At 69.9% G+C, this 21525-nt stretch carries 16 protein-coding genes and 1 pseudogene; 6 read left to right on the forward strand and 11 right to left on the reverse strand.

What is annotated here, in order from left to right:
* From IPL89_02730 to IPL89_02740, 3 genes are read right to left on the reverse strand one after another with little or no spacing between them, the layout of a single operon-like run.
* The gene (locus tag IPL89_02730; protein ID MBK9062096.1) at positions 1 to 1944 is read right to left on the reverse strand and encodes a S9 family peptidase; all 1944 of its coding nucleotides are present in this window, start codon (positions 1942 to 1944) and stop codon (positions 1 to 3) included.
* A complete protein-coding gene (locus IPL89_02735; GenBank protein ID MBK9062097.1) occupies positions 1941 to 4028 on the reverse strand; it encodes a GreA/GreB family elongation factor in 2088 nt (695 codons plus the stop codon). Before IPL89_02735 ends, IPL89_02730 begins: the two co-directional genes overlap by 4 nt.
* Positions 4025 to 4591: a chalcone isomerase family protein gene (locus IPL89_02740; GenBank protein ID MBK9062098.1), complete on the reverse strand. Its 567-nt coding sequence runs from the start codon at positions 4589 to 4591 to the stop codon at positions 4025 to 4027. Before IPL89_02740 ends, IPL89_02735 begins: the two co-directional genes overlap by 4 nt.
* Positions 4592 to 4732: 141 nt before the next feature.
* On the opposite strand from IPL89_02740, the gene IPL89_02745 reads away from it, so the two are divergent.
* Entirely contained in the window at positions 4733 to 5455 is a 723-nt protein-coding gene (locus tag IPL89_02745) for a hypothetical protein (protein MBK9062099.1), read from the forward strand.
* 3 nt (positions 5456 to 5458) lie between these two features.
* On the opposite strand, the gene IPL89_02750 is transcribed toward IPL89_02745, so the two are convergent.
* Genes IPL89_02750 through recO form a run of 3 tightly spaced genes read right to left on the reverse strand, consistent with a single transcriptional unit; the run spans position 5459 to position 9104 of the window.
* Positions 5459 to 7519: a glycine--tRNA ligase subunit beta gene (locus IPL89_02750; GenBank protein ID MBK9062100.1), complete on the reverse strand. Its 2061-nt coding sequence runs from the start codon at positions 7517 to 7519 to the stop codon at positions 5459 to 5461.
* Entirely contained in the window at positions 7512 to 8438 is a 927-nt protein-coding gene (glyQ, locus tag IPL89_02755; protein MBK9062101.1) for a glycine--tRNA ligase subunit alpha, read from the reverse strand. Before glyQ ends, IPL89_02750 begins: the two co-directional genes overlap by 8 nt.
* A gap of 30 nt (positions 8439 to 8468) precedes the next feature.
* On the reverse strand, positions 8469 to 9104 hold the full coding sequence (gene recO, locus IPL89_02760; protein MBK9062102.1) for a DNA repair protein RecO: 636 nt from the start codon (positions 9102 to 9104) through the stop codon (positions 8469 to 8471).
* On the opposite strand from recO, the gene IPL89_02765 reads away from it, so the two are divergent.
* The 4 genes and pseudogenes from IPL89_02765 (at position 9085) to mqnE (ending at position 11788) form a co-directional block, all read left to right on the forward strand.
* Positions 9085 to 9975 (forward strand): MFS transporter, encoded by an 891-nt coding sequence (locus tag IPL89_02765; GenBank protein ID MBK9062103.1) that lies wholly within the window; start codon positions 9085 to 9087, stop codon positions 9973 to 9975. The two genes, recO and IPL89_02765, sit on opposite strands and share 20 nt — an antisense overlap.
* Entirely contained in the window at positions 9972 to 10382 is a 411-nt protein-coding gene (locus tag IPL89_02770; GenBank protein ID MBK9062104.1) for an MFS transporter, read from the forward strand. Before IPL89_02765 ends, IPL89_02770 begins: the two co-directional genes overlap by 4 nt.
* 10 nt (positions 10383 to 10392) lie before the next feature.
* The gene (locus IPL89_02775; protein MBK9062105.1) at positions 10393 to 10638 is read left to right on the forward strand and encodes a hypothetical protein; all 246 of its coding nucleotides are present in this window, start codon (positions 10393 to 10395) and stop codon (positions 10636 to 10638) included.
* Positions 10638 to 11788: pseudogene (mqnE, locus tag IPL89_02780) on the forward strand (aminofutalosine synthase MqnE). The gene IPL89_02775 and the pseudogene mqnE overlap by 1 nt, the downstream one beginning before the upstream one ends.
* Here the strand turns inward: mqnE and IPL89_02785 are convergent.
* From IPL89_02785 to IPL89_02805, 5 genes are all read right to left on the reverse strand, one after another.
* Entirely contained in the window at positions 11785 to 12918 is a 1134-nt protein-coding gene (locus tag IPL89_02785; GenBank protein ID MBK9062106.1) for a hypothetical protein, read from the reverse strand. The pseudogene mqnE and the gene IPL89_02785 overlap by 4 nt on opposite strands.
* 15 nt (positions 12919 to 12933) lie before the next feature.
* Positions 12934 to 13116 (reverse strand): hypothetical protein, encoded by a 183-nt coding sequence (locus tag IPL89_02790; GenBank protein ID MBK9062107.1) that lies wholly within the window; start codon positions 13114 to 13116, stop codon positions 12934 to 12936.
* Between the two features lie 32 nt (positions 13117 to 13148).
* Positions 13149 to 17888 (reverse strand): PKD domain-containing protein, encoded by a 4740-nt coding sequence (locus tag IPL89_02795; GenBank protein ID MBK9062108.1) that lies wholly within the window; start codon positions 17886 to 17888, stop codon positions 13149 to 13151.
* A 133-nt stretch (positions 17889 to 18021) separates the two neighbouring features.
* A complete protein-coding gene (locus IPL89_02800; GenBank protein ID MBK9062109.1) occupies positions 18022 to 19590 on the reverse strand; it encodes a Do family serine endopeptidase in 1569 nt (522 codons plus the stop codon).
* Positions 19591 to 19713: 123 nt separating this feature from the next.
* Entirely contained in the window at positions 19714 to 20685 is a 972-nt protein-coding gene (locus tag IPL89_02805; protein ID MBK9062110.1) for a TonB family protein, read from the reverse strand.
* A 356-nt stretch (positions 20686 to 21041) separates the two neighbouring features.
* Between IPL89_02805 and IPL89_02810 the strand changes: the two genes are divergently transcribed.
* A complete protein-coding gene (locus IPL89_02810; protein MBK9062111.1) occupies positions 21042 to 21515 on the forward strand; it encodes a ribosome maturation factor RimP in 474 nt (157 codons plus the stop codon).
* The last annotated feature ends 10 nt before the right edge of the window (positions 21516 to 21525 follow it).

Consider the following 21525-nt stretch of genomic DNA (forward strand, 5'->3'; position numbering starts at 1 on the left):
CTACTTCAGCAAGTTGTCCTCGACGAACTTCAGCGTCGCGAGGAACAGGAAGTCCTGGTTCTTCTTCTTGCTGAACCCGTGGCCCTCGTCCTTCGCGAGCAGGTACCACACGGGGCCGCCGTTCTTCTTGATCGCGCCGACCATCTGCTCGGCCTCGGTGTACGGCACGCGCGGGTCGTTCCGGCCCTGCACGATGAACATCGGCTTCGTGATCTTCGACGCGCTCGCGAGGGGCGAGACCTTCTCGAGGAACGCGCGCATCTTCGGGTCGCGCTCGTCGCCGTACTCCACGCGGCGCAGGTCGCGCCGGTAGGCCTCCGTGTGCTCGAGGAACGTCACCCAGTTCGAGATCCCGACGACGTCGAGCGCGCAGCGGAAGCGGTCGTTGTAGTGCGTCATCGATGCGAGCGTCATGTATCCGCCGTAGGAGCCGCCGGTCACCATGACGCGGCCCTTGTCGAGGCCGGGCTGCACGGCGATCCAGTCGAGGAGCGCCCCGACGTCCTTCACGGAGTCCTCGCGCAGGACGCCGTTGTCGAGCTTCACGAACGTCTTGCCATAGCCCGTGGAGCCGCGCACGTTCGGATAGAGGATCGCGACGCCGAGCTCGTTCAGGAGGAAGTTGTTCCTCCCGAGGAACCCCGCCTGCGACTGCCCCTCCGGCCCGCCGTGGATGTTCAAGATCACGGGGCGCGGACCGGCGAAGGACGCCGGCGGGCGGTAGAGAAGGCCGGTGATCGTCTTCCCGTCGAAGCTCTTCCACGACACGATCTCGGGCTCGGCGAACGCGCTCGCGTCGAGGCCGCCCGTCTCGCTCTCGGTCCACCGGCTGAGCGCACCCGTCTGCGTGTCGATGGCCCAGGCGTCGGCCGGCGACTTCGCGGACGTGAGCGTGAACCCCAGGTTGCGGCTCTGCGGGCACCAGCGCAGGCCGCCGATCGTCCCGTACGGGACTTTCGGGAGCGGGATCGTCTTGCGGGTCTTCACGTCCATCGCGTGGAGCGTCTCGGCGCCCGCCTCGTTGACCGTCCACGCGAGCTTCGATCCGTCCTCGGAGAGGTCGAAGCCCTGCACGTCCCAGGACAGCCCCGGAGTCAGGACTTCGAGCTTCCTCGTCGCGACGTCGACGGCGACGAGGCGGCTGAACTCGGAGTCCGCGTCCGTCGTCGTGTAGACCGTCTTTCCGTCGGGAGAGAAGCGTCCCGCGCCCCAGGAAACCTGCTCCTTCGACTCCGGCGAGAAGCGCGTCTTCGCGCCCGTCGCGACGTCCACGAGCCACAGGTGCGACACGTTGACGGAGATCCCCTCGACGACGAGAAGCGTCTTCTCGTCCGGCGACCAGTCCGTCACGAACAGGCGCTCGCCGGAGCCCTCGAGGACCATCCGGTCGGTGTTCGCGGGGTCGGAGGGATTCATGACCCAGATGTCGCCGTTCTTTCCCGTGCGCCTCGTGGACGAGTAGGCCATCCACGTGCCGCTGCGCGTGAACGCGCCGCCCTGGTTGCGCGACTTGCCGTCCGTGAGAAGCGAAACCTTGCCGGTCTTGTCTTCGCGCAGGTAGAGCTGGAACCACTCGCCGCCGCCGACGTCCTTGGAGAAGACGACGTCGGCCGTCTTCGGCCGATAGCGCGCGCCGATGATGCGCTCCGGGTAGAACGTGAGCTGCGTGCGCGCGGCGCCGGGCGCCTTGACGCGGTGCAGCTGCGGGACGTCGCCGAAGCGCGTCGTGACGAGCATCTCGGAGCGCAGCGGGTTCCACGCCTGGAACGACGCCGTGCGGAACTCCATGTACGCGGACGCGCGCTCCGCGAGCGTCTTCGGCACAGCCGGCAGGCCGTCCAGGACGAGCGCCTCGTTCGGCGCGACGGCGTCGTCGGCGCCCCGCGCCGCGAGAGGGAGAAGAAGGAGACTGGCGAGAAGGAGAACGCCCGAACGTCTTTTCATGCGAAGACCTCTATTTTCTTGATCGTCATCTCGTCGCCGAGCACCGTGGCCTGTTCGCCCGCCGTCTTCCCGAGCAGGAGTTTCCCGAGCTCGGAGAGGTACGAATACACGCCCTCGTCCGGCTTCGAGTCCCACGGGCCGAGGAGCGTGACGGTCTTCTTTCCTTTCGGGCCTTCCAGCGTCACGCGCGCGCCGGGGCGGATCTCGGTCGTGTCGATCGTCGCGGGATCCAGCGCCCGGGCCTTGAGAAGCTCTTCCTGGATCTTGCCGGCGCGGGCCGAGAGAAGCTGCTGCTTGTCGCGGCGCGCCTTGTACTCGAAGTTCTCCGACAGGTCGCCCTCCGCGGCCGCGAGCGCGATCCCCTTCGTGTTCTCGGGAATCTCGACCTTCAGGATGTTTTCGAGCTCGGCGCGCTTTCTCTCGATGGCCGCGGCCGTCACGAAGAACGTGTCGTCCTCCGCCTTGCGGAGGTCCTTGAAGCGCATCTCGGCGGCCGCGAGGAGGCCGTCGCGGCGCAGCGGCTCGAGCTCGTGGTGGCGCGAGAGCCCGGCCAGGAACGACCGCGCTTCCTCCACCGAGGCCTGCTTGACGAGCCAGCCCGCGACGAGGCCGGTGCGGTCGAACATCTCGCGCACCTTCGTGCGCAGGCCGCCGAGCTCGTCCCAGGAGATCGCGTCGAGGAGCCGGCCGAGGACGTTCGGGTTGAGGCGCGCCCGGAACGCGTCGTCCGTCGCGGAGCGCTGGGCGAACCACACGAAGGCGCGCGGCCCCGAGCGCGGGTTCTTCAGGAGCTTGTCGAGAGTCCGCTCCCGCGTTACGGGGTCGATCTCCGCGAGCTTCCGGTCGATGAGCTCGATCGTCCGGCCGTCCTCCTCCTTGAACATCCACTCCGCGAGGACGGCGGGGGCCTCCGCCGGCTTCTCGCGGACGAGGATCTCGAGCGCCCGCTCGCGGATCGTCCGGTCCGAGAGGCGTCCGAGGAGAGCGAGCGGCTGCGCGAGGACGTGGCGTTCGACGTCGGCCGCGTGGGTGACGCCGGGCACCTTCTCGACGAGAACGGCGATCTCGAACGCCGTGGCCGAGTCCCGGTCCTCGAGCTCCTCGGCGTCTCTCACGAGGAGCTTCGCCATCGCGAGCGCGAGGACGGTCGAGCGCTTCTGGTTCTTACGGAAGAGGTCGATGCGGTCCTTCAGGGCGGCTCTTTCGAACTTCGCGAGGAGAGTCGCGTCGGCGGCGTCCGCCGAGTCGGACCACTCGACGGTCGCGCTCTTGCCGCTGCCGTGGACGACGACCTGGGGGTTCTTCTTCGAGGCGGTCCACCAGGAGGTCCAGGCGTCTTCGGCCACGAGGCCCTTCACGGCCTCCTTGACCTCGGTCATCGTCAGGGCGCGACCGAAGGAGTCGATGAGGTGCTTGAGCGCCGCCCCGGGGTCGGCCACGACGCGCTCTCGCAGAGCGTCCGGGGCCGTGAACTTCTCGTTCAGGAAGTGGCCCGGCGGAAGCGAGACGAGCTGCCGGGACGCGATGCCGATCGGAACGGCGACGCCCTTGGCGGACTCGAAGTCGAGCCGCACGACGTTGAGCGCGAAGTTCGTCTCGACGACCTTGCCGGCGCCGCGTCCGGCCATCGCGAAGACCTTGCCGGTCTCGAACGGGAGCCAGGCCTCGGCCTTTTCGGCGCGGGCGAGACCGTCGAGCGGGTCCTTCGCCTCGCGGAACTTGAACCGGCCGAGGAGGCTCGTCAGCGACGTCGCGTCGGGCCACGCGGACGCGAGCACGTCCTCGAAGAGACGGTGGAAGCCGTCGGGAGTCGACGGCGTCGCGCCGGCCCGGACGGCCTCCTTCAGGATCGTCCAGCGCAGCCTCGGAGCGTCGGGGTCCGGGGACTTCTTCAGGGCCGCGTCCGCCGCGCCCGCGAGGGCCTGCAGGCGCGGCTTCTGGCCCGCGCGGGCGAACCCGCGCAGGGCCGCGAGGATCGTTTCCTCGTTCAGGAGAGGGTCGGCGAGCGCCTCCTGGAAAACGGTCTCGACGAGATCGAAGCGCTTCTCGGTGAGAAGGCTCTGCAGCGAGGCGCCGCCCGTCAACCGAGCATTCCCTTCTTGAGGTCCTCGGACGGGGGCTTCGGCCCGAGCCAGAGCGCGAAGAGCGCTTCGGCGAACTCCTTGCCCTCGATGACGCCGAGCTCCTTGTCACCGAAGGAGACGGTCGTCCCCTTGCCGGGGAGGTACGAGAAGGAGAGCGTCTGGGTCTCCTTCATGTCCGGGATCAGCCCGTAGAGCTTCTCGATCGCGGCCTTCTGGGCTGCCGCCTTTTCCTTCGCGTTGTTCTCGAAACCCTCGACGAAGCCGTCCTTCAGCTGGCTCTTCGAGACGTCGCGCAGAAACGTCATGCGGACGGCCTTCGCCCCGTCGGAGGCGAGGATCGCCGCGGCGTCCTTCGAAGGCGCCTCGAGGTAGAGGCCGCCGACGTAGACCTTGAAGATGGCCTTCTTCCGGAGGCCGAGGCCGTTCAGCTTCAGCGTCTTGTCGCCGACGGAGAGGGTCTCGGGCATGTTCACGCCCGCGAGCTCCTTCGCGACGGCCGGACGGGCGGGGATGACTGCGGCGAGAGCCGCAGCGGCGAGCACGAACAGGGTGGCGCGTTTCATCGCAATCCTCCTCAAAGGAAAGGGATTCTAGCTTTGCTTCGGACCCGGGCGTTTCGGGAGACGAGGAAGACGGGGAAATCCTGATTTTTCTCAGAAAGTGAAAGAATCCGTGTGCAGCGCCGCAGCAAGCGAGGTGAGCCGATGCGCAAGCCGCAGCCCCATTCACCTTCTAAGAAATCTTCGAATTCTCCGAGATCTTCTCCGAAAGCAAAGAAACCCTCTTCGGTCCCCGTTTTCCCCACCCTCGAGGTCGTCTTCGCGTCCGTCGAGGTGAAGCACAACGGCTGGCCGGGCGATGCCGGGACGCCGACGGACCTCTCGCTCATCCTCCAGCTCGAGATCCCCTCGGCCGCCGCGCCGAACACGGCGCTCGCCTCGGCACGCATGCCGTTCCGGGCGGCCTCGGGCCAGACCGTCGCCGCGGACGACCTGCCCCCGGACGCGTCGGGGCGCCCGTTCTTCGGCGGGCCCGTGAAGGTCTCGAACCACGTGAACCTCCACGCCCGCCTCTTCGTCGACCGCACGAACACGGTCGGCCCGATCCTCGGCGCCGCCCTGAACACCGTCATCGGAACGTTCGTCGGACAGATCCCTCTCCTCGGCTCCCCCGTGCGCGACGTCCTCCACATCCAGATCGGGAACGTGATCTCCACCGAGCTGGCACGTGCGACGGCGATCGTCCCGGTGGATACGTCGATGAAGGGGACGCATCCCGTCTCGATCGCGCTCGTGGCCCCGCGCACGATCCCGGGCGTCTACGCGCCGCCGGGGAGCCCGGAGGGCTACCGCAAGGGCGTCGTCGTGACGGAGGGCGACCTCGTGGCCCTCCTCCACCTCACGCTCACGCTGACGCTGCCGGCCTGACGCCTAGCCCCGGATCTCGGCGAACTTCGCGACGCGGGCGAACTGGTCGCGGATCGCCTTCAGGAGCGCGATCCGATTCGCCTTCACGCCCTCGTCCTCGGCCATGACGTGGACCTCGGTGAAGAAGCGGTCGAGGGCGGGCCCGAAGGACGCCATGATTCCGAGCGCGTCGTGGAAATGCCGCTGCGAGAGGAGGTCGTCGATCATCCCGCGCGCCTGCAGGTAGTCGCCGGCGAGCGCCTGCTCGGCCTCGTCGGTCATCTTCGCGGGGTCGGGCTCGCCCAGCGCTTCCGGCGCCTGCGCAAGGATGTTCTGCATCCGCTTGAACGCGGCGGCCAGCGGCGCGAAGTCGGCTTCCATCCGCATGGCGTCCACGGCGGCGACGCGCTCGGCCGCGTCGACCGGGTCGCGCGCGTCCGCCTCGAGGACGGCCTCGATCGTGTCGGCCGCATGCCCCTTCTTCTCGAGGAGGAAGCGCAGCCGCTCGGTCAGGAACGCCGAGAGCTCCGGCACGACCTCCTCCCGGCCGCGCGCGAGCGAGCCGTGGAGCTGGAGCGCGTCCGAGATCGCGACCGGCACGTCGAGGTGCCAGTTGCGGTCGAGGAGGATCTTGACGACGCCGAGCGCCGCGCGGCGCAGCGCGTACGGGTCGCGCGAGCCCGTCGGGACGAGGCCGAGGCCGAAGAGGCCCGTGAGCGTGTCGAGACGGTCCGCGAGTGCGACGACGGCGCCCACGTCGCTGCGCGGCGACGCGTCGTCGGCGGACGCGGGCCGGTACTGGTCGTAGATCGCCTGCCACACCTCGTCGCGCTCGCCCTCGCGCTGCGCGTAGAGGCCGCCCACGACGCCCTGCAGGTCGGGGAACTCGCGGACCATGTCGGTGACGAGGTCGGCCTTCATGAGGCGCGCCGCGCGGATCACGGAGGACGAGTCGGCGACCTGCAGGCGCGCCGCGAGGCGTTCGGCGAGATCCTGCACGCGGCCCGTCTTCTTGAGGTAGTCGCCGAGAGTTTCCTGGAACTGCAGGCGCCCGAGGCGCGAGAGGCGGTCCTCGAGCTTCGTCTTGCCGTCGTCGTCCCAGAAGAACCGCGCGTCGGCGAAGCGGGCAGACGTGACCCACTCGTTGCCCTGCGCGATGAGCCCCTTCGGGTCGCCCGTCTGGTCGCAGACCGCAAGGAACGCGGGCAGGAGCGCCCCCTCGCGGCGGATGGGGAGCATCTTCTGGTGCTCGCGCATCGACGTCACGAGGATCTCTTCCGGCAGTTCCAGAAACGCCTCGTCGAACGCGCCGCGCACGAGGCCGGGCCACTCGACGAGATGGGACCACGCTTCGAAGAGCGACTCGTCCGCGGCCGGCTCTCCGCCGATCCCAGCCGCGAGCGCCTTCGCCTGCTCCTCGAAACGCGCGCGGCGCACGGCGAGGTCCGGCTCGACGTGGGCTGCGCGCAGCTTCGCGAACCAGTCCGCGACGCCCATCACGATGATCCGGCCGCCCGCGAGCGTGCGGTGGCCGTACGTCGTGCGACCGCTCTCGACGCCGAAAAGCTGGAGCGGAACGACGAGGCCGTCGAGAAGCGCGACGACGGAGTGGACGGGCCGGATCCAGATCGGCCCGCCGTCGCCCCAGCGCATCATGCGCGGGAACGTCATCTTCTCGACGAGCGGCGGCAGGATCTCGGAAATGACCTCCGCTGCCGGGCGCCCCGAGACCGTCTTCTTCGCGACGACGTAGGCTCCCTTCGGGAGCTGGACGACGGCGAGGTCGTCCACGGACACGCCTTGCGCGTTCGCGAAGCCCTCGGCGGCCTTCGTGGGCTTGCCCTCGGCGTCGAACCCCTTGGAGGCCGGGGGACCGGTGACCTCGAGCGTGGCGTCGGGCTGGCGGTCGGCCACGCCCTCCCCGACGAGAATCAGGCGGCGCGACGTGGAGTGGACGGTCAGCGTGCCACCGAGGCGCGCCTCGGCGAACGCGTTCGCGACGCGGGCGAGCAGGTCCTCGCGCGCGCCCGGGAGCACGCCCGCCGGGATCTCCTCGGCGAGGATTTCGAGAAGGAACTCAGACATCGGTCGGCTCCGGGGCCGCTTCCGGCGCCGGCGGCGGCTCGGGCTCGGGCTTCTTCGGAAGCATCGGGAAGCCCTGCGCCTCGCGCGAGGCGACGTAAGCCTTCGCGCACTCGACGGCGAGGCCGCGCACGCGCTTGATGACGCCGACGCGGTCCGTGGCCGAGACGGCCCCGCGCGCGTCGAGGATGTTGAAGGCGTGCGAGCACTTCAACGTGAAGTCGTACGCCGGGAGAACGAGCCCGGCCTCGAGGCAGCGTTTGGCCTCGGCCTCGTACTTCTCGAAGAGGAGCTGCCAGAGCGCGGGGTCGGCGATCTCGAATCCGTACTTCGAGACCTCGTACTCGTCCTGCTTGCGCGCCTCGCCGTACGGCACGCCCGGCGCCCACTCGATGTCGTAGACGCTGCGCTTCTTGGCGAGGAACATCGTGAGGCGCTCGAGGCCGTACGTGATCTCGGCCGTGATCGGGGCGAGGTCGAGGCCGCCGGCCTGCTGGAAATACGTGAACTGCGTGATCTCCATCCCGTCGAGCAGCACCTGCCAGCCCACGCCCCACGCGCCCAGCGTCGGGGACTCCCAGTTGTCCTCCTCGAAGCGGAGATCGTGCTCCTTCGGGTCGATCCCGAGCGCGACGAGGCTCTCGACGTAGAGGTCCTGGATGTCCACCGGCGCCGGCTTCATGACGACCTGGAACTGCTGGTGCTTCACGAGCCGGAACGGGTTCTGGCCGTAACGGCCGTCGGCCGGGCGGCGCGAGGGCTGCACGTAGCCGGCGTTCCACGGCTCCGGGCCGAGGACGCGCAGGAACGTCGCCGGGTGCATCGTCCCGGCGCCGACCTCGACGTCCCACGGCTGCTCGATGAGGCAGCCCTTCGACGACCAGTACGCGGAAAGCCGGAGGATCAGCGACTGCAGGTCCATGAGCGGACGCCGAGTGTACCGAATCCCCGCTCAGCCGAGGCTCTGGAGGAACCGGTAGCTCTTCAGCTCGTGCCCGAGGAAGCTCCGGCGCGCCTCGCGCAGCAGGTCCTCGAGGGACTCGAGGGCGCCGGCGGGCGGCGGCTTTTTCGCGAGCGCGAGGAGCGGGAACCTCCGCATGGATGCGAGGACGCCCCTCGCGGGCTCGGCAACCTCCTCCTCGTCGAGGACGCCCGCGAACCTCAGGAGCCACGTCTCGAAATACCGCGTCGCGAGCGGCGCCGGGACGCCGGCTTCCAGCGCGTCGAGCACGTGGCGCACGAGGCGGTAAACGTCGCCGCCGAGCTCGGACTCGGGCACGAACGTGAGCGCGCTCTCCGCGACGTACGGCAGCAGCATCGCCGCGTCGGCGGCGACGGCAAGGTCGTACGCGCTCTTCACGATCTCGAGACCGTCCACGCGCGCGAGGTCCGCGCCCTCTTTGCGGAAATACGTGAGGGAGACCTCCGTGAGGAGCTGCAGCGCCGCCGCGCGCTTCGACTTGCCGCGCGCGCCGCGCACGGCCGCCCGGACGACGCCGTGATCCTTCGTGAGGAGCGCGACGACGAGGTCCTTCTCCGAAAGCGGGTCGAGCTTCAGAATGAAGGCCGTGGTCGAGACGAGCGCCATGCCCGGCGATTCTCCCCCGCGGAGCCGAACCGGGCTGCCGAAGACCGTCGTCCGCCTCGGCTGGGTGTCGTTCCTGACGGACGTCTCGTCCGAGATGATCGTCCCGCTGCTCCCCGCGTTCCTCGTGACGCTGTCGGGCGTCCCGGCGGCGGCGCTCGGCTGGATCGAGGGCGTCGCGGACGCGACGGCCTCGTTCGTGAAGATCCTCTCGGGCAAGTGGACGGACCGCGCGAAGGCAAAGAAGCCCCTCGTCTTCCTCGGCTACGGCCTCTCGTCCGTCGCGCGCCCGCTCATCGGCCTCGCGCCGGGCTGGCCGACGGTCGTCCTGATCCGCTTCTTCGACCGCGTCGGCAAGGGCGTGCGCACCGCGCCGCGCGACACGATGATCGCGGCGGCCGCGCCCGCGAACCGGCGCGGCGCGGCGTTCGGCCTGCACCGCGCGTTCGACAACGCGGGCGCCGTCTTCGGCCCCCTGCTCGCGGCGGGGCTCGTCGGGTTCATAGGCCTGAGCCTGCGGACCGTCTTCCTGCTGGCGGCCATACCCGCCGCGCTTTCTCTTCTGGTTCTTGCTTTCGGAGTAAGAGAAGAGAAAGAAGAAGAGAAGATTTCTTTGAAGGTGAAGAGGGCGGGGCGCCCTCTGCGCCTCTCGACGCGCGCCGCGGCTCCCCGCCGCCCTCTAAACCATTCGAAGAATCTTCCTCTTCCTCTTCGTCTTCCTCTTCTCTCCCCCCGGTCTTCTGGAGGACCTCCGGCGTCTTCGCGCTGTTCGCTCTCGCCGCGTCGTCCGACACGTTTCTCCTCCTCAAGGCGAAAGAGATCGGGATCGGTGCCGCGTGGCTGCCGATCCTCTGGGCGTTCTCGAACGCCGTGAAGTCCCTCTTCTCGACCTGGGGTGGGGGGCTTTCGGACCGCTTCGGCCGCAAGCGCGTGCTCTCCGTCGCGTGGACTCTCTACGCGGTCTGCTACGCGGGTTTTGCTTTTGTCACGTCCACGGCGGCCCTCGTCGCGCTCGTCGGCGTCTACTCGCTCTACTACTCGCTCTCGGAAGGGACGGAGAAGGCGCTCGTCGCCGATCTCGTCGGCCCGGCGATGCGCGGACGGGCCTTCGGCTGGATGAACGGCCTCATCGGATTCGCGGCCCTGCCCGCGAGCGTCGTCTTCGGCCTCGTCTGGCAGGGCGCGGGCTCGAAGACCGCGTTTCTGCTGGGAGCAGCCGTCGCCGCGGCCGCCGTTCTGGGCCTCGTGGCGCTTGTTCCGCGCGGGCGCAAGGCCGGGTAAGATCCCCGCCATGTCTGGACCCGTGTGGAAGCGCCTCCACCAGAAGGGCGCATGCGACTCCTGCGGAGAGACGTTCGACGAGCGCTACGCCGTCGGGACCGTCTTCGACTTCACGTTCCGGCCCGACTCGGCCTACTGCGCGGCGTGCTACGCCCGCTACGGGGGCCGCGCGGACGAGCTGAACCCGGATGCGGTGGGCCACATGCAGGCGCCGCGCACCCTGTCGCGCCCGAACTCCGTCAGCGACGTCGAGTGATCCTCGAACGGTTCAAGGGGTCGGCCCTTCTCCCGATCGCGGAGAAGGTGGCCGCAGGGACGCGCCTCTCGTTTGCGGACGGCGTCACGCTCTTCAACTCCCCGGACGTCCTCGGCGTCGGCGCTCTCGCGAACTTCGTCCGCGAGAAGAAGCACGGCAACACCGGCTACTACAACGTCAACCGGTACCTGAACCCGACGAACCTCTGCTGGGTGGACTGCGCGCTCTGCGCGTGGGCCCGCAAGCCCGGCGTCGACGGCGGCTACACGATGTCGATCGAGGAAGCCGTCCGCGAGGCCGCAGTCGGCTGGCACGACGGGATCACGGAGATCCACATCGTGGGCGGCTTGCACCCGTCACTCCCCTACTCGTGGTACCTCGATCTCCTGCGCGCGCTGCGCGCGAAGTTTCCCGGCGTCCACCTCAAGGCGTGGACGATGGTCGAGGTGGACTGGATCGCCCGCGTCGCGAAGAAGGACGTCGTGACGGTGATCCGCGAGCTGAAGGACGCCGGCATGGACTCCTGCCCGGCGGCGGCGCCGAGATCTTCGAGAAGCGCGTCCGCGACGTCATCTGCCGCGACAAGATCTCCGGCGAACGCTGGCTCGAGCTCGCGAAGCTCTGCCACGAGAACGGCGTCAAGACGAACGTCACGATGCTCTACGGCAGCGTCGAGACCGTCGAGGACCGCGTCGACCACCTCGTGCGGATCCGCGAGCTGCAGGACGTCACGCACGGCTTCCTCGGGTTCATCCCGCTCGCGTTCCACCCCGAGGAGACGCAGCTCCCGGACCTCCCCGCCGCCACGGGCATGACGGACCTCAAGGTCATCGCCGTCTCGCGCCTCATGCTCGACAACGTCGACCACGTGAAGGCGTACTGGGTGCAGATCGGCGAGAAGCTGGCCCCGGTCGCCCTCCACTTCGGCGCGGACGACCTCGTCGGCACCGTGATGGAGGAGACGATCACGCACGCCGCCGGCGCGACGACGGAGGCGGGCCTGACGCGCGCGCAGATGGAAGCGCTCATCCGCGGCGCGGGCCGCGAGCCCTTCGAGCGCGACGCGTACTACGAGCGCGTCGTCCGCGACGCCGACGGCCGCGTCCTGCGCGCGAACCGGCACGACTTCGCAGCGGCAGCCGCTCGCTAGTTCGGCGCCGCCTCCAGCTGCTTCTTGATCGACGCGATCGTCCGTTCGTTGACCTGCTCCTTCGGGAGCGCCTCCGCGTACGCGAGCATCTCCTCGAGCGTCTTCTTCGACGCCGCCGCGTCGCCCTTGTCCTTGTAGAGGCCGGCGCGCGTGCGGTAGACGACGAGCTTGCGCGGCCCGTAGGCGCGCGCCATGGCACGGTCGGACGCCGCGAGGGCCTCGTCGTACTTCTTCATCGCCCCGTAGGCGCTCGCGAGGCGCTGTGGCGGGTTGTAGTCGTCCGGGAAGTCCTTCTCCGACTGAACGAGCGCCGGAACGACGCGCTCGGGCTGGCCCAGCGCCAGACACGCGGATACGCGGTGCGCGTCGAACACGGTGCGCTCCGTCGGCGTCTTCGCCTTCGCGGCCTCGCCCTCGAGGTAGGACGCCCACGCCTCGAGCGTCTTCTTCGCGCCCGGCTCGTCCTTCGCGGCGCTGCGCTCCCCGGCGAGCGAGCCGTAGACGGCCGAGACGTCGTCGGCCGCGAGGCCGGTTTTCGGTCCGTCGACGACCGACCGGGCGTCCGCGGCGAGAGCCGCGACGAGGGCCGGCTTCTGCGGATCGTCGTCCTTCAGAGAGAGCGCGCAGTCGAGGCCCGAGCCCGCGACGTTCGCGGCCGACGGCGTGGCCCTGAGGTTCGGGAAGGCGTCGCGCGCCGCGGCCGCGCAGGCCTCGCGCTGGCCGCTCTGCGAGAGCGAGAAGAGAAGCGATTCGACCGTGCGCGCGTACGAGGGCGCGTTCGGCTTCTGTGTCTCGAGCGCCTTGCGGTACGCCGCGGCGGCCTCGGGGTACTTGCCGTCCGCGTAGAGGCGATCCGCATCCGCGAGCGCCGCGCCGGGCGCCGTCTTCCCGCGGGCCGCCTTCTCTCCGTCGTCGAGGAGGCGCAGGAGCTGCGGCGTCGTCACGCCGCCCGCCCAGCGCAGAACGATCTTCTCGGTCGCGGGGTCGATCACGTAGATCGACGGCCAGACCCTGACGGGGAACTTCCCCAGCAGCGCAGCGTTCTCACGCTTCTCGGTGTTGACCGAAAGCCAGACGAACCGTCCGGCCTGCCGCTCGAGGGCCTTGTCCGTGAAGACGAAGGCCTTCATCGAGCGACACGTGTGTCACCAGGGCGCCCAGGCCTCGAAGAAGATCGGCTTGCCGGAGGCTTTCGCGGAAGCGAGCGCCTTCGTGTAGTCGTCCTCGATGAAGGGCAGGACCTGGCGGGGCGTGGCGGTTCCGGCCACGGCGGCCGGAGCGGCAAAGAGGGCGGCGGCGAGCGCCGCCCGAATCAGTTTCGTGCTCATGCCGTGACTATACGAAACCCGGCCCACGCGAGTTACGGGAAACTCTCCTGGAAGCTCATCGCCACGTAGCTGCCGTCGGAGGTCACGTTGTCGTTGAGGACCGCGTATGCCGCGAAGCGCGACGCGCCCGAAATCTTCTCGACCTCTGCGTACCCCGCCGACGCCCCGAAGTCGGCGAGCGGCCGGTTGAACTGGAACCATTCGCCGGGCGCGAGCGTCTTCACGACGGGAGACCCGAGCAGCGGCCGGCCCGGACCCGCCCCGAAGTACGTCACGCGGAGCGTGATCGCGTCCGCGGCGTCGCCGCGATTCACGACCGCGAGGTTCGAACGCTGCGAAGCGTTCTCCTGCAGGCCGTAAACGGACGCCGTCGTGGTTGCGCACTGCCCGGCCGTGAGGCCCGGGTAGAACAGGCCGTACGAGCCGCCGGAGGAAATCGGAACGTACGTCCGCGCGCCGACCCCGAGCGCGCCCGCAGCCGTGCCCGACGCCGCCCGGACGGAGAGCGAGCCGCCGACGTTCCGTCCGTCGCTCTCGATCGGGAGCGTCCCGCGGAGGAACGCGATCGCGTCCGGCAGGATGCGCTGCTCGCCCGGAGCGAGCGTGAGCGGAGCGACGCCGGATCCGCTGCCGAAACCGCTCGCGGCGACGTAGACCAGCTGGAGCGACAGCGGCGCCGCCGTGAAGTTCGTCAGCGTGAGCTCGGTCCGGAAGCGCGCGCCCAGGCCCTGCACGTCGAGGACGACCGGCACGAGCCGGTCGGCCCCGGACGCGTCGCCCGCGAGGAGCGGCGGCACGTACGAGCCGTCAGACGTCACCGCGTCGTTCAGGACCGCGTACGCCGTGAACGGCGACGAGCCGGACACCCGCGTCACGACAGCCCGGCCCGACGAGGCCTTCCCCGCCAGCGGCTGGTTGAACTGGAACCACCCCCACGGCCCGAGCGGCTGGTCCGGCAGCGCGCCGAGATCCTCGCCCGCAGGACCCTGGAGGGAGACTCGGAGGACGATCGGATCCGGCCCGGCGTTCACGACCGCGACGTTCGAGCGCTGGGCCGCGTTCTGCTGCAGCCCGAAGAGCGTGGCCGAGACCGTCGTGGAATCGGCCGACGGATAGGCGAGGCCGAACGTCCCCGCTCCACCCGCAGGATCAGCCGTGAACGTGCGGGCCCCCGCGTAAACGTACTCGCCCGGATGCGTGGAGAACGTGGCGCGGAGCGTGCCGACGTGCGTCGCGCCGTCGTCCGGGATCGGGACGTTCTGGGAGCGGAGCCACGCGACCAGGTCCGGGAGCGTCCGCATCTCGTGGGAGCCGAGGTTGAGCCGCGCGAACCCGCTGCCTCCGCCCACCGCGGCCGTAAAGGAAAGGAGGACGGGCGTGGAGTCGCCCACCGCCCAGAGCGTGACCTCGCTCCTGTAGCGGCTCCCGCCCAGTCCCGGCGACTCGAGGACGACCGGGAGCAGGAGCGACGTCCCCGTCGATTCCACCGGGACCCTGATCGTGATCGTGATCGACGCGACGCCGGATCCGCCGTTCGTGTCGGTCGCGGTGAGCGTGACGCGGTACGTCCCGGGCACCGCGAAGGGATGGGCGGCGGGCGTCGCGCCCGCTGCGCTCTTGCCGTCGCCGAAGTCCCACGCGAACGTCACGGAGTCGCCGTCGGGATCCGTCGCCGAGCCGAGGAACGGCACGGGCACGCCCGCTTCGTACGAAACCCCGACGGCGGGAGCCAGGATGGTCGGGACGGGCGGACGGTTCGAGATCAGCGCCGCGGGGAGCGTCGAGACGAAGACGTCCGGCGCGGCGCCGGCGTCGTCGGACCACGAGACGACGATGGCTCCGTTCGCGCCGGCCGAGACGGCGGCGCGGCCGGGACCGCCGAGGCCGTCCACGGGGTTCGAGGCGCTGCCCGAGAAACCCCCGTTCGCCGAGAGGTCGACCGGGGGCGAGAACGTTTTCCCGCCGTCGGTGGAGCGCGCGACCCGGACGTCGCTCTGAACGTCGTTCGCGTCGAAACCCTCCCACGCGACGTCGATCGCGCCCGAGGATTCGAAGACGACCGCCGGCACGTAGGACTGATCGGCGGCAGACGAGAGGAACACGGGGCTCGAGAACGACGTCCCGCCGCTCGTGGAACGCGCAAAGGCGATCTGGCGGTTCTGGATGACGTTGGCGACGATCGCGCGCATGTAGAACGCGAGCCCGATGCTGTCGTCGGGGCCGGCGGCGAGGTCCGGCGCGTAGGACAGGGTCGCGGAGTCCGTCACGGTCGCCGGAGCGCCGAATGCGGCGCCCGCCTTCGAGACCGCGAGCCGGATCACCGACGTGCTCAACGTCTGCTGGATCCAGGCGAGGTACGCATTGTTCTTCGAGTCGATCGCGAGGGCGGGCCGCGAGTAGGTCGTCGGCGAGTCAAATACCGCCACGGGAGTCGAGAAGCTCGTCCCCGCGTTCGTCGAGCGCGACCAGCCCACGACGGGCGCGTCGCCAGAGAGGTCGTACCAGCCGACGACGACGTTGCCGTTGCGGTCGGCGGCGACGTTCGGAAGGATGGCGTAGCCGGTGTTCCCGTTGACGGCGAGAGGCGCCGAGAACGTCGCGCCCCCGTCCGTGGACTTCACGAAATAAATGCGCGGCGTCGGGTCGGCGATTACCCTGCCGGACCAGACCACGAAGATCCGGCCCGTCGCGTCGATCGTGAACGCGCTCTCGGCCGCCAGGGAGCCCGTCGCGTGCAGCTTCAGTGGCGCGGAGAACGTCGCGCCCCCGTCCGTCGAGCGCCTGTAGAACACCTCGGAGCCCGTCACGGCCCCGGAGTCGTCGTCCGTGACGGCGTGGAGCACGCCCGACCCGTCGGCCTTGACCGACCCCGTCGAGAACCCGGCCGTCCGCGTCACGTTCACGGGCGGCGCGAAGCCGCGCGAGCCGTTCGTGACCGTGAGGCGCATGCGCGTCCCGCGGACGAGGCCGCCCGCCGTGGCGGCGACACCGAAGACGTAGTCGCCGGGAGGCGCGGAAGCCGACGCCGTCACCGTCAGGCGGACGGTCTGGCCCGGAAGAACCGTGCCGCTCGCGAGCGACAGCGTGAGCCCCGCGGGCGCGAGGTCCGGCTCGAGGGCGAGCGTCCCTGCGAAGCCGTTGGCGCCGGAGGCCGCGAGATCGAACGTCGCGGCGCCGCCCTGCGGAACGGCCGCGTAGGTGTTCAGAGCCGACAGGTTGAAATCGGGAGTCGACGCGTCGAACGCGGCGGGCACGGCTGCCGCATAGACGTCCGCGTCGCCCGAGCGTTCGTCCGTCCACGCGACGTAGAAGGTCCCGCCGTCGGCCGCGAGCCCGTCGTACGACGTGTGCCCGGACCCGGACAGACTGTGCGGAGCGGGCCCCCACGGGGAGTTCCGGTCCGTGACCCTGATGTTCCGTCCCCACGTCACCCCGCCGTCGCGCGAGATCGCCAGGGTCACGTCGTTCAGCACGTCGCGGGCCGCGTCGTTGCGCCGGTCGGCCCAACGCACCCCGACGGTCCCGTCGGGCAGGGCGGCGAGCGCCGGAAACGCCTGTGTCGTCGGCGTCCCGTCGTCGTTCAGCTTCCGCGCGGCCGAGAACGTCGTCGCGTTGTCGGTCGAGCGGACGTAGAAGACGTCCGACCGGTCCGACGTCGCGCCGGACGAAACCGCGGCCCACGCGATGTGGACCGTGCCGGCGCCATCGACCGCGAGGGAGGGGCCGGAATTCGGCGCGGCGCCGCCCGAGCCCGCCGTCAGCGAACCCGCGGGCTGAAACGTCGCGGCCGCGCGGAGCGCGCCGAACAACTGCCCGCCGTCCGTCGAACGCGTGATCGTGATTCCGCTCGGGGAGCGGTGGCCGTCCTGGTAGGCCACGTAGACGTCGCCGTTCGGCGCGACAGCGACCGCCGCGTGGTCCACGGGGGCCCCGTCGATGATCGAGAGGATCGCGGGAGCCGCGAACGACGCACCGTCCGCGGCGTGGGAGCACAGGATCGCCGTATAGCCGTACCGGGTGAAGTAATAGGTCCAGACGACGTAGACCGTGCCCTTGCGCGGCGAGGCCGCGCCGTTGTCCACGGCGATCGCCGGCTTGTCCATCACGTCGGTGCCGTTCTCGACGCCGCCCGCGGGGCTCGAGAACTCGGGAAACGTGAGGCCGCCGTCCGTCGACTTCGCGAGGGCGACCGAGGCCGGTTCTCCGGGCACGCTCTGGAGGAACGCGTAGTAGATCTCCCCGGCAGGCCCGATCGCGACCGAAGGGCTTCCCCAGACGGCGACGTCGGGGGCCGCCGGAATGCGCCGGTGCGCGAAGGTCGCGCCGCCGTCGTTCGAGACGCCGTACCCCGCGGCCGCGTACGTGGCGTCCTCGAAGCCCACGAAGACGCGCGAGCCGCGGGCCGCGACCGAGGTCGTGCGGGCGGCGTGATGGTCGACGTCGAGCGCCGGGTTGTTCACGCGGACGTTCTGGCGGGGGGCGGGCGCGGCCAGACCCGAAGCGGAGGCGGAGGCGGCCCGGAAAACGCCCGACGCGTCATCCCGCGGGGAGGACGGCGCCGCCGCAAGGCCGTTCGCGACGAGGACCGACTGCCGCGCGGCAGGCGAGAGGCGCTCGAAAATCTCCGGCTTCAGCGCCCACGCGAGGCGTGAGGGCGAGGCGCCGGCCGCGCCCGGCTCCATCGCCGCGAGAGCGGCGGAGGCCGCGAGGGAAAGAAAAAGAAGAAGAGGAATTCTGCTTAGAAAGAAGATCCGGGGGCGGGCAGAAGTCAATTGGCCCTCCTCGAGGCGCACACGAGCCCGAGCGCGGCAATTCTCATACCGCCGCGCACGTCCCCTTTCTAAGAAAAACGGCGGCGCAAAGCGCCGCCGGGGTGCGGGGGCGGGTGAGCCCCGCCCAGATCTCTCACTCTTCCGGCTTCACCGCCGTCGAGAACTTCGAAGCCTGGCCGCGGCCCGTCTGCCGCTGGACGTAGAAGCGGACGTACTTGCCCTTCGGGGCCTTCTTGATCGCGGCCTGCAGCTCGTCGACCGACCCGACTGCCGCGCCGTTCACCTCGAGGATGACGTCGCCCTCCAGGAGGTTTGCGTCCGCCGCCGGCGACACGGCCTTGACGTGCGTGATGACGACGCCTTTGGTCGTGTCCGCACCGATTCCGTAGGAGCGCCGCGTGCGCGCGGTCAGGTCGTCGATCTCGAGGCCGAGGAGCTTCTGGCGGGACGAGGCTTTCCCGTCTTCTTCCTCCGCCACCGCGGGCTTCTCGCCGTCCTCGGGACGCGTCTCGAGCGTCGCGACGGCGGTCTGCTCCTTGCCGTCGCGCAGGAACGTGAGCGTGATCTTCGCGCCCGGCGCCTTGCTCGACACGTAGTCGATGAGGTCGCGGTTGCTCTTGACCGTCACGTCGTCGACGCGCGTGATGATGTCGTCGTGCCTGAGGCCGGCCTTCTCGGCGGGCTTGCCCTTCTCGACGGACTGCACGAACGCGCCCTCGGGGGCCTTGAGGCCGTACGTCTCCTGCCACTTCCTGTTGACGGACTCGACCTGGACGCCGAGGAAGCCGCGCACGACCTTGCCCTTCTTGAGCTGGGGCAGGAGGCGCTTGGCGACGTTCACGGGGACCGCGAAGCCGATGTTCTGCCCGATGCGCGAGATGGCCGTGTTGATTCCGACGACCTCTCCGCTCACGTTCACGAGCGGCCCGCCCGAGTTCCCGAAGTTGATCGCGGCGTCCGTCTGGATGAGGCTCTCGAAAGCGCTCGTCGCCCGCGAGAGGCCGGCGTAGCGGCCCTTCCCGGAGATGACGCCGACCGTGACGGACTTGTCGAAGTTGAGCGGGTCGCCGATCGCCATGACCCACTCGCCGACGCGGATCTTGTCGCTGTCGCCGAGCCGGACGGTCGGGAACGGCTTCGTCCCCTCGATCTTCAGGAGCGCGAGGTCCGTCGCCGGATCGCGCCCGACGACCCTCGCCTTGTACTCCTCGCGGTCGCCGACCTTGACGTCGACCTTCTCCGCGCCGTCGATCACGTGGTTGTTCGTGAGGATGTAGCCGTCGGACTCGATCAGGAAACCGGTTCCGCCCGAGAGCTGCTTCTGGTCTTCGTCTTCGTCGGCGCTCTTGCGCTTCGGGCCGTCCGGGCCGAAGAAGAAGTCGAACGGGTCCTGCCCGCCCTCACCGCCGAAGTTGTGGTACGGACGCCGGCGCTTGTCGGCCTTGACGATGTCGGTCGCCGTGACCGAGACGATCGCCGGCTCGATCTGCTCCGCAATGTCCGCGAAGGACGGCAGTGCGAGCGCGACTCCGGGGGCCGGCCGCGCGGCCGGAGCCGGAGCGGCGGCCGTGGCGGGCGCCGGAGCGGCCTTCTGAGCCGTCGCGAGGCGGGTGAGGTCGAGGCTGCCCGCGAGGATCATTCCGAAGACGACCGATCCGGCGAGCAGGGCGGCGAGTGAGAGAACTTTGGTTTTCGTGCGCATACCGTCCATGAATGATAGGCCCTCAAGGTGCGCCGGCAGGTGGGGTCACCGGCGCCTCGTCTCTCCTACGGGCAAGGTCCGTGCCGGGATTTCCGCGTCACAACGGCGCGGCGGCAGGCGGGGTCAGCGCCGGCCCGCCGGCTCCAGGTCCTCGGGACGGATGTTGTAGAAGAAGGAAACCGTCACGCCCTCGCGGTCCTTGCCGAGGTCGGACGGCAGCGGCCGGAACGGCGAGGAGTGGGCGATCGCGAGGAACGCCGCGTTGTCGAACGGCGGGACGCCCGAGTTCGACAGGATGCGCTCGGCCTCGACGCGCCCGTCCTTGAGGATGTAGAAGCGGATCGTGAGTCGGCCCTTGACGCCGTAGCGGGCGAGCGCCGGGACGTCCCAGTTGCGTTTGATCTTCCGGATCATCTCGGCTGCGTAGGCGCCCCAGTCGTACCCGACCGTGTCGAACGAGAGCGGACCCGAGTCCACGAAGCCGCCATCGCGCTCGTAGCCGCCGCCGCCCTCTCCGCCCTGCCCGTCCTGCTGGGCGGCGCGTTTGGCGTCCTGTGCGCTGATCGAGCCGAGGTCGAGCGGCGGAAGTCCACGCAGCGCCCGTGCGTTCGCGCGCTCGTCGGGCGTCGGCGGGTCGCTCAGCGAGCTGCCCCGCCGGAGGTCCGTCAGCTTTTCTCCCGTCTCGCTTCCCTGCGGCGGGCGGGCCGACGGCTGCGCCGGGGCGCCCGGGCGTCCGGCATCCATGTCGCGGATTCCCGCCTGCGGGTACGCCTTCGGCATGGCCTGAACCGGCTGCTTCGGGTCGCCGCCGTGGGCCTGGCGGTTCATGTCCGAGGGTATCGGGCGCGGCCCGGGCTGCGCGGCCTTCGGGCCGGGGAAGAGCTGGACCGGGATGGCAGGGTCCGGCGGGGTCCCCTGCATGAGGGAGAGAAGGCCGAGCGGGTCGGGCTGCGGCTCGTCCGCGCGCCGCTCCGGGAACTTGACCGTGAGCAGCACGATGACGAGGAGGAGATGCAGGATGATCGAGAGCGCGAGAGCGCGCTCCGTGTTGAGGCGCCAGTCCCGGGCCGTCGCGGCGGCGCGCACCCCGGGCATGAACTCGGGCGTCTCGGCGAGCGCCAGGGCCGAGAAGGGGTCCTCCTCGGGCGCCAGGCCGCCTGGAGGCGGCCACGGGGCAAGGTCTTCCTTACCTTCTACGGCTTCGTCGTTCAGACGAATGACGGTGAGATCGCTGATGGAGTTTCCCCTCGAGAGGGCGCCCGGTTGTCGCGCGGCCCGTTCCTATGGGAAGTCCATGCCACTTCCCTTCGGCATGTTAGCGGCTTTCGCGCCTTGCCCGCGGAGGGCGGCGAGCCTATAATCACGGAGCAGCTTTCAAGGGGCTTGAAAGAGGGCATCAGCCCTCTTTTTTTTGCCCCATGCGGGCTGCGGGAAGAGCCCGAAACGAATCGATGACCGGAAAAAACCTGCCGATCGAAGCGGGGACGGAGAGTCTCCTCAGCGCGCGCCTCGAAGCGCTCGGGCTGGAGCTGTGTCACGCGGACTGGAACCCGGGCCGCGGCCGCGCCACGTTGACGCTCTTCATCGACAGGCCGGGCGGGGTCACGCTGGAAGACTGCGAGGCCGCCTCCCGCGAGGCGTCGGAAGTCCTCGACCCGCTCGAGGAGAGCCTGCCCGAGTACGTCCTCGAGGTCTCTTCTCCCGGTCTCGACCGCCCGCTCTGGAAGCTCGCGGACTGCGAGAAGTTCAAGGGCCGCCGCGTCGCCGTGCGCCTCGAGCGCAAGGTCGACGGGGCCGCGAAACTCAAGGGAATCCTCGAGGACGTCCGCGAGGACTCCCTGACGGTCCTTGATGAGGATCAGAAGCGACGCTACACTGTGCGATTCGGCGATGTCCGGATCGCGCGGCTTGTCCCCGAACTGTAAACCCGACGGA

This window comes from Acidobacteriota bacterium (assembly GCA_016716715.1).
GTDB lineage: Bacteria > Acidobacteriota > Thermoanaerobaculia > UBA5066 > UBA5066 > Fen-183.

Excerpts from the sequence above, each read along its gene's own strand:
- IPL89_02810 (MBK9062111.1), top strand. The coding sequence starts at position 21,042 with ATGACCGGAAAAAACCTGCCGATCGAAGCGGGGACGGAGAGTCTCCTC.
- IPL89_02805 (MBK9062110.1), bottom strand. The coding sequence starts at position 20,685 with ATGCCCGGGGTGCGCGCCGCCGCGACGGCCCGGGACTGGCGCCTCAAC.
- IPL89_02785 (MBK9062106.1), bottom strand. The coding sequence starts at position 12,918 with ATGAAGGCCTTCGTCTTCACGGACAAGGCCCTCGAGCGGCAGGCCGGA.
- IPL89_02745 (MBK9062099.1), top strand. The coding sequence starts at position 4,733 with ATGCGCAAGCCGCAGCCCCATTCACCTTCTAAGAAATCTTCGAATTCT.
- IPL89_02800 (MBK9062109.1), bottom strand. The coding sequence starts at position 19,590 with ATGCGCACGAAAACCAAAGTTCTCTCACTCGCCGCCCTGCTCGCCGGA.
- IPL89_02740 (MBK9062098.1), bottom strand. The coding sequence starts at position 4,591 with ATGAAACGCGCCACCCTGTTCGTGCTCGCCGCTGCGGCTCTCGCCGCA.
- recO (MBK9062102.1), bottom strand. The coding sequence starts at position 9,104 with ATGGCGCTCGTCTCGACCACGGCCTTCATTCTGAAGCTCGACCCGCTT.
- IPL89_02750 (MBK9062100.1), bottom strand. The coding sequence starts at position 7,519 with ATGTCTGAGTTCCTTCTCGAAATCCTCGCCGAGGAGATCCCGGCGGGC.
- IPL89_02775 (MBK9062105.1), top strand. The coding sequence starts at position 10,393 with ATGTCTGGACCCGTGTGGAAGCGCCTCCACCAGAAGGGCGCATGCGAC.
- IPL89_02730 (MBK9062096.1), bottom strand. The coding sequence starts at position 1,944 with ATGAAAAGACGTTCGGGCGTTCTCCTTCTCGCCAGTCTCCTTCTTCTC.
- IPL89_02790 (MBK9062107.1), bottom strand. The coding sequence starts at position 13,116 with ATGAGCACGAAACTGATTCGGGCGGCGCTCGCCGCCGCCCTCTTTGCC.
- glyQ (MBK9062101.1), bottom strand. The coding sequence starts at position 8,438 with ATGGACCTGCAGTCGCTGATCCTCCGGCTTTCCGCGTACTGGTCGTCG.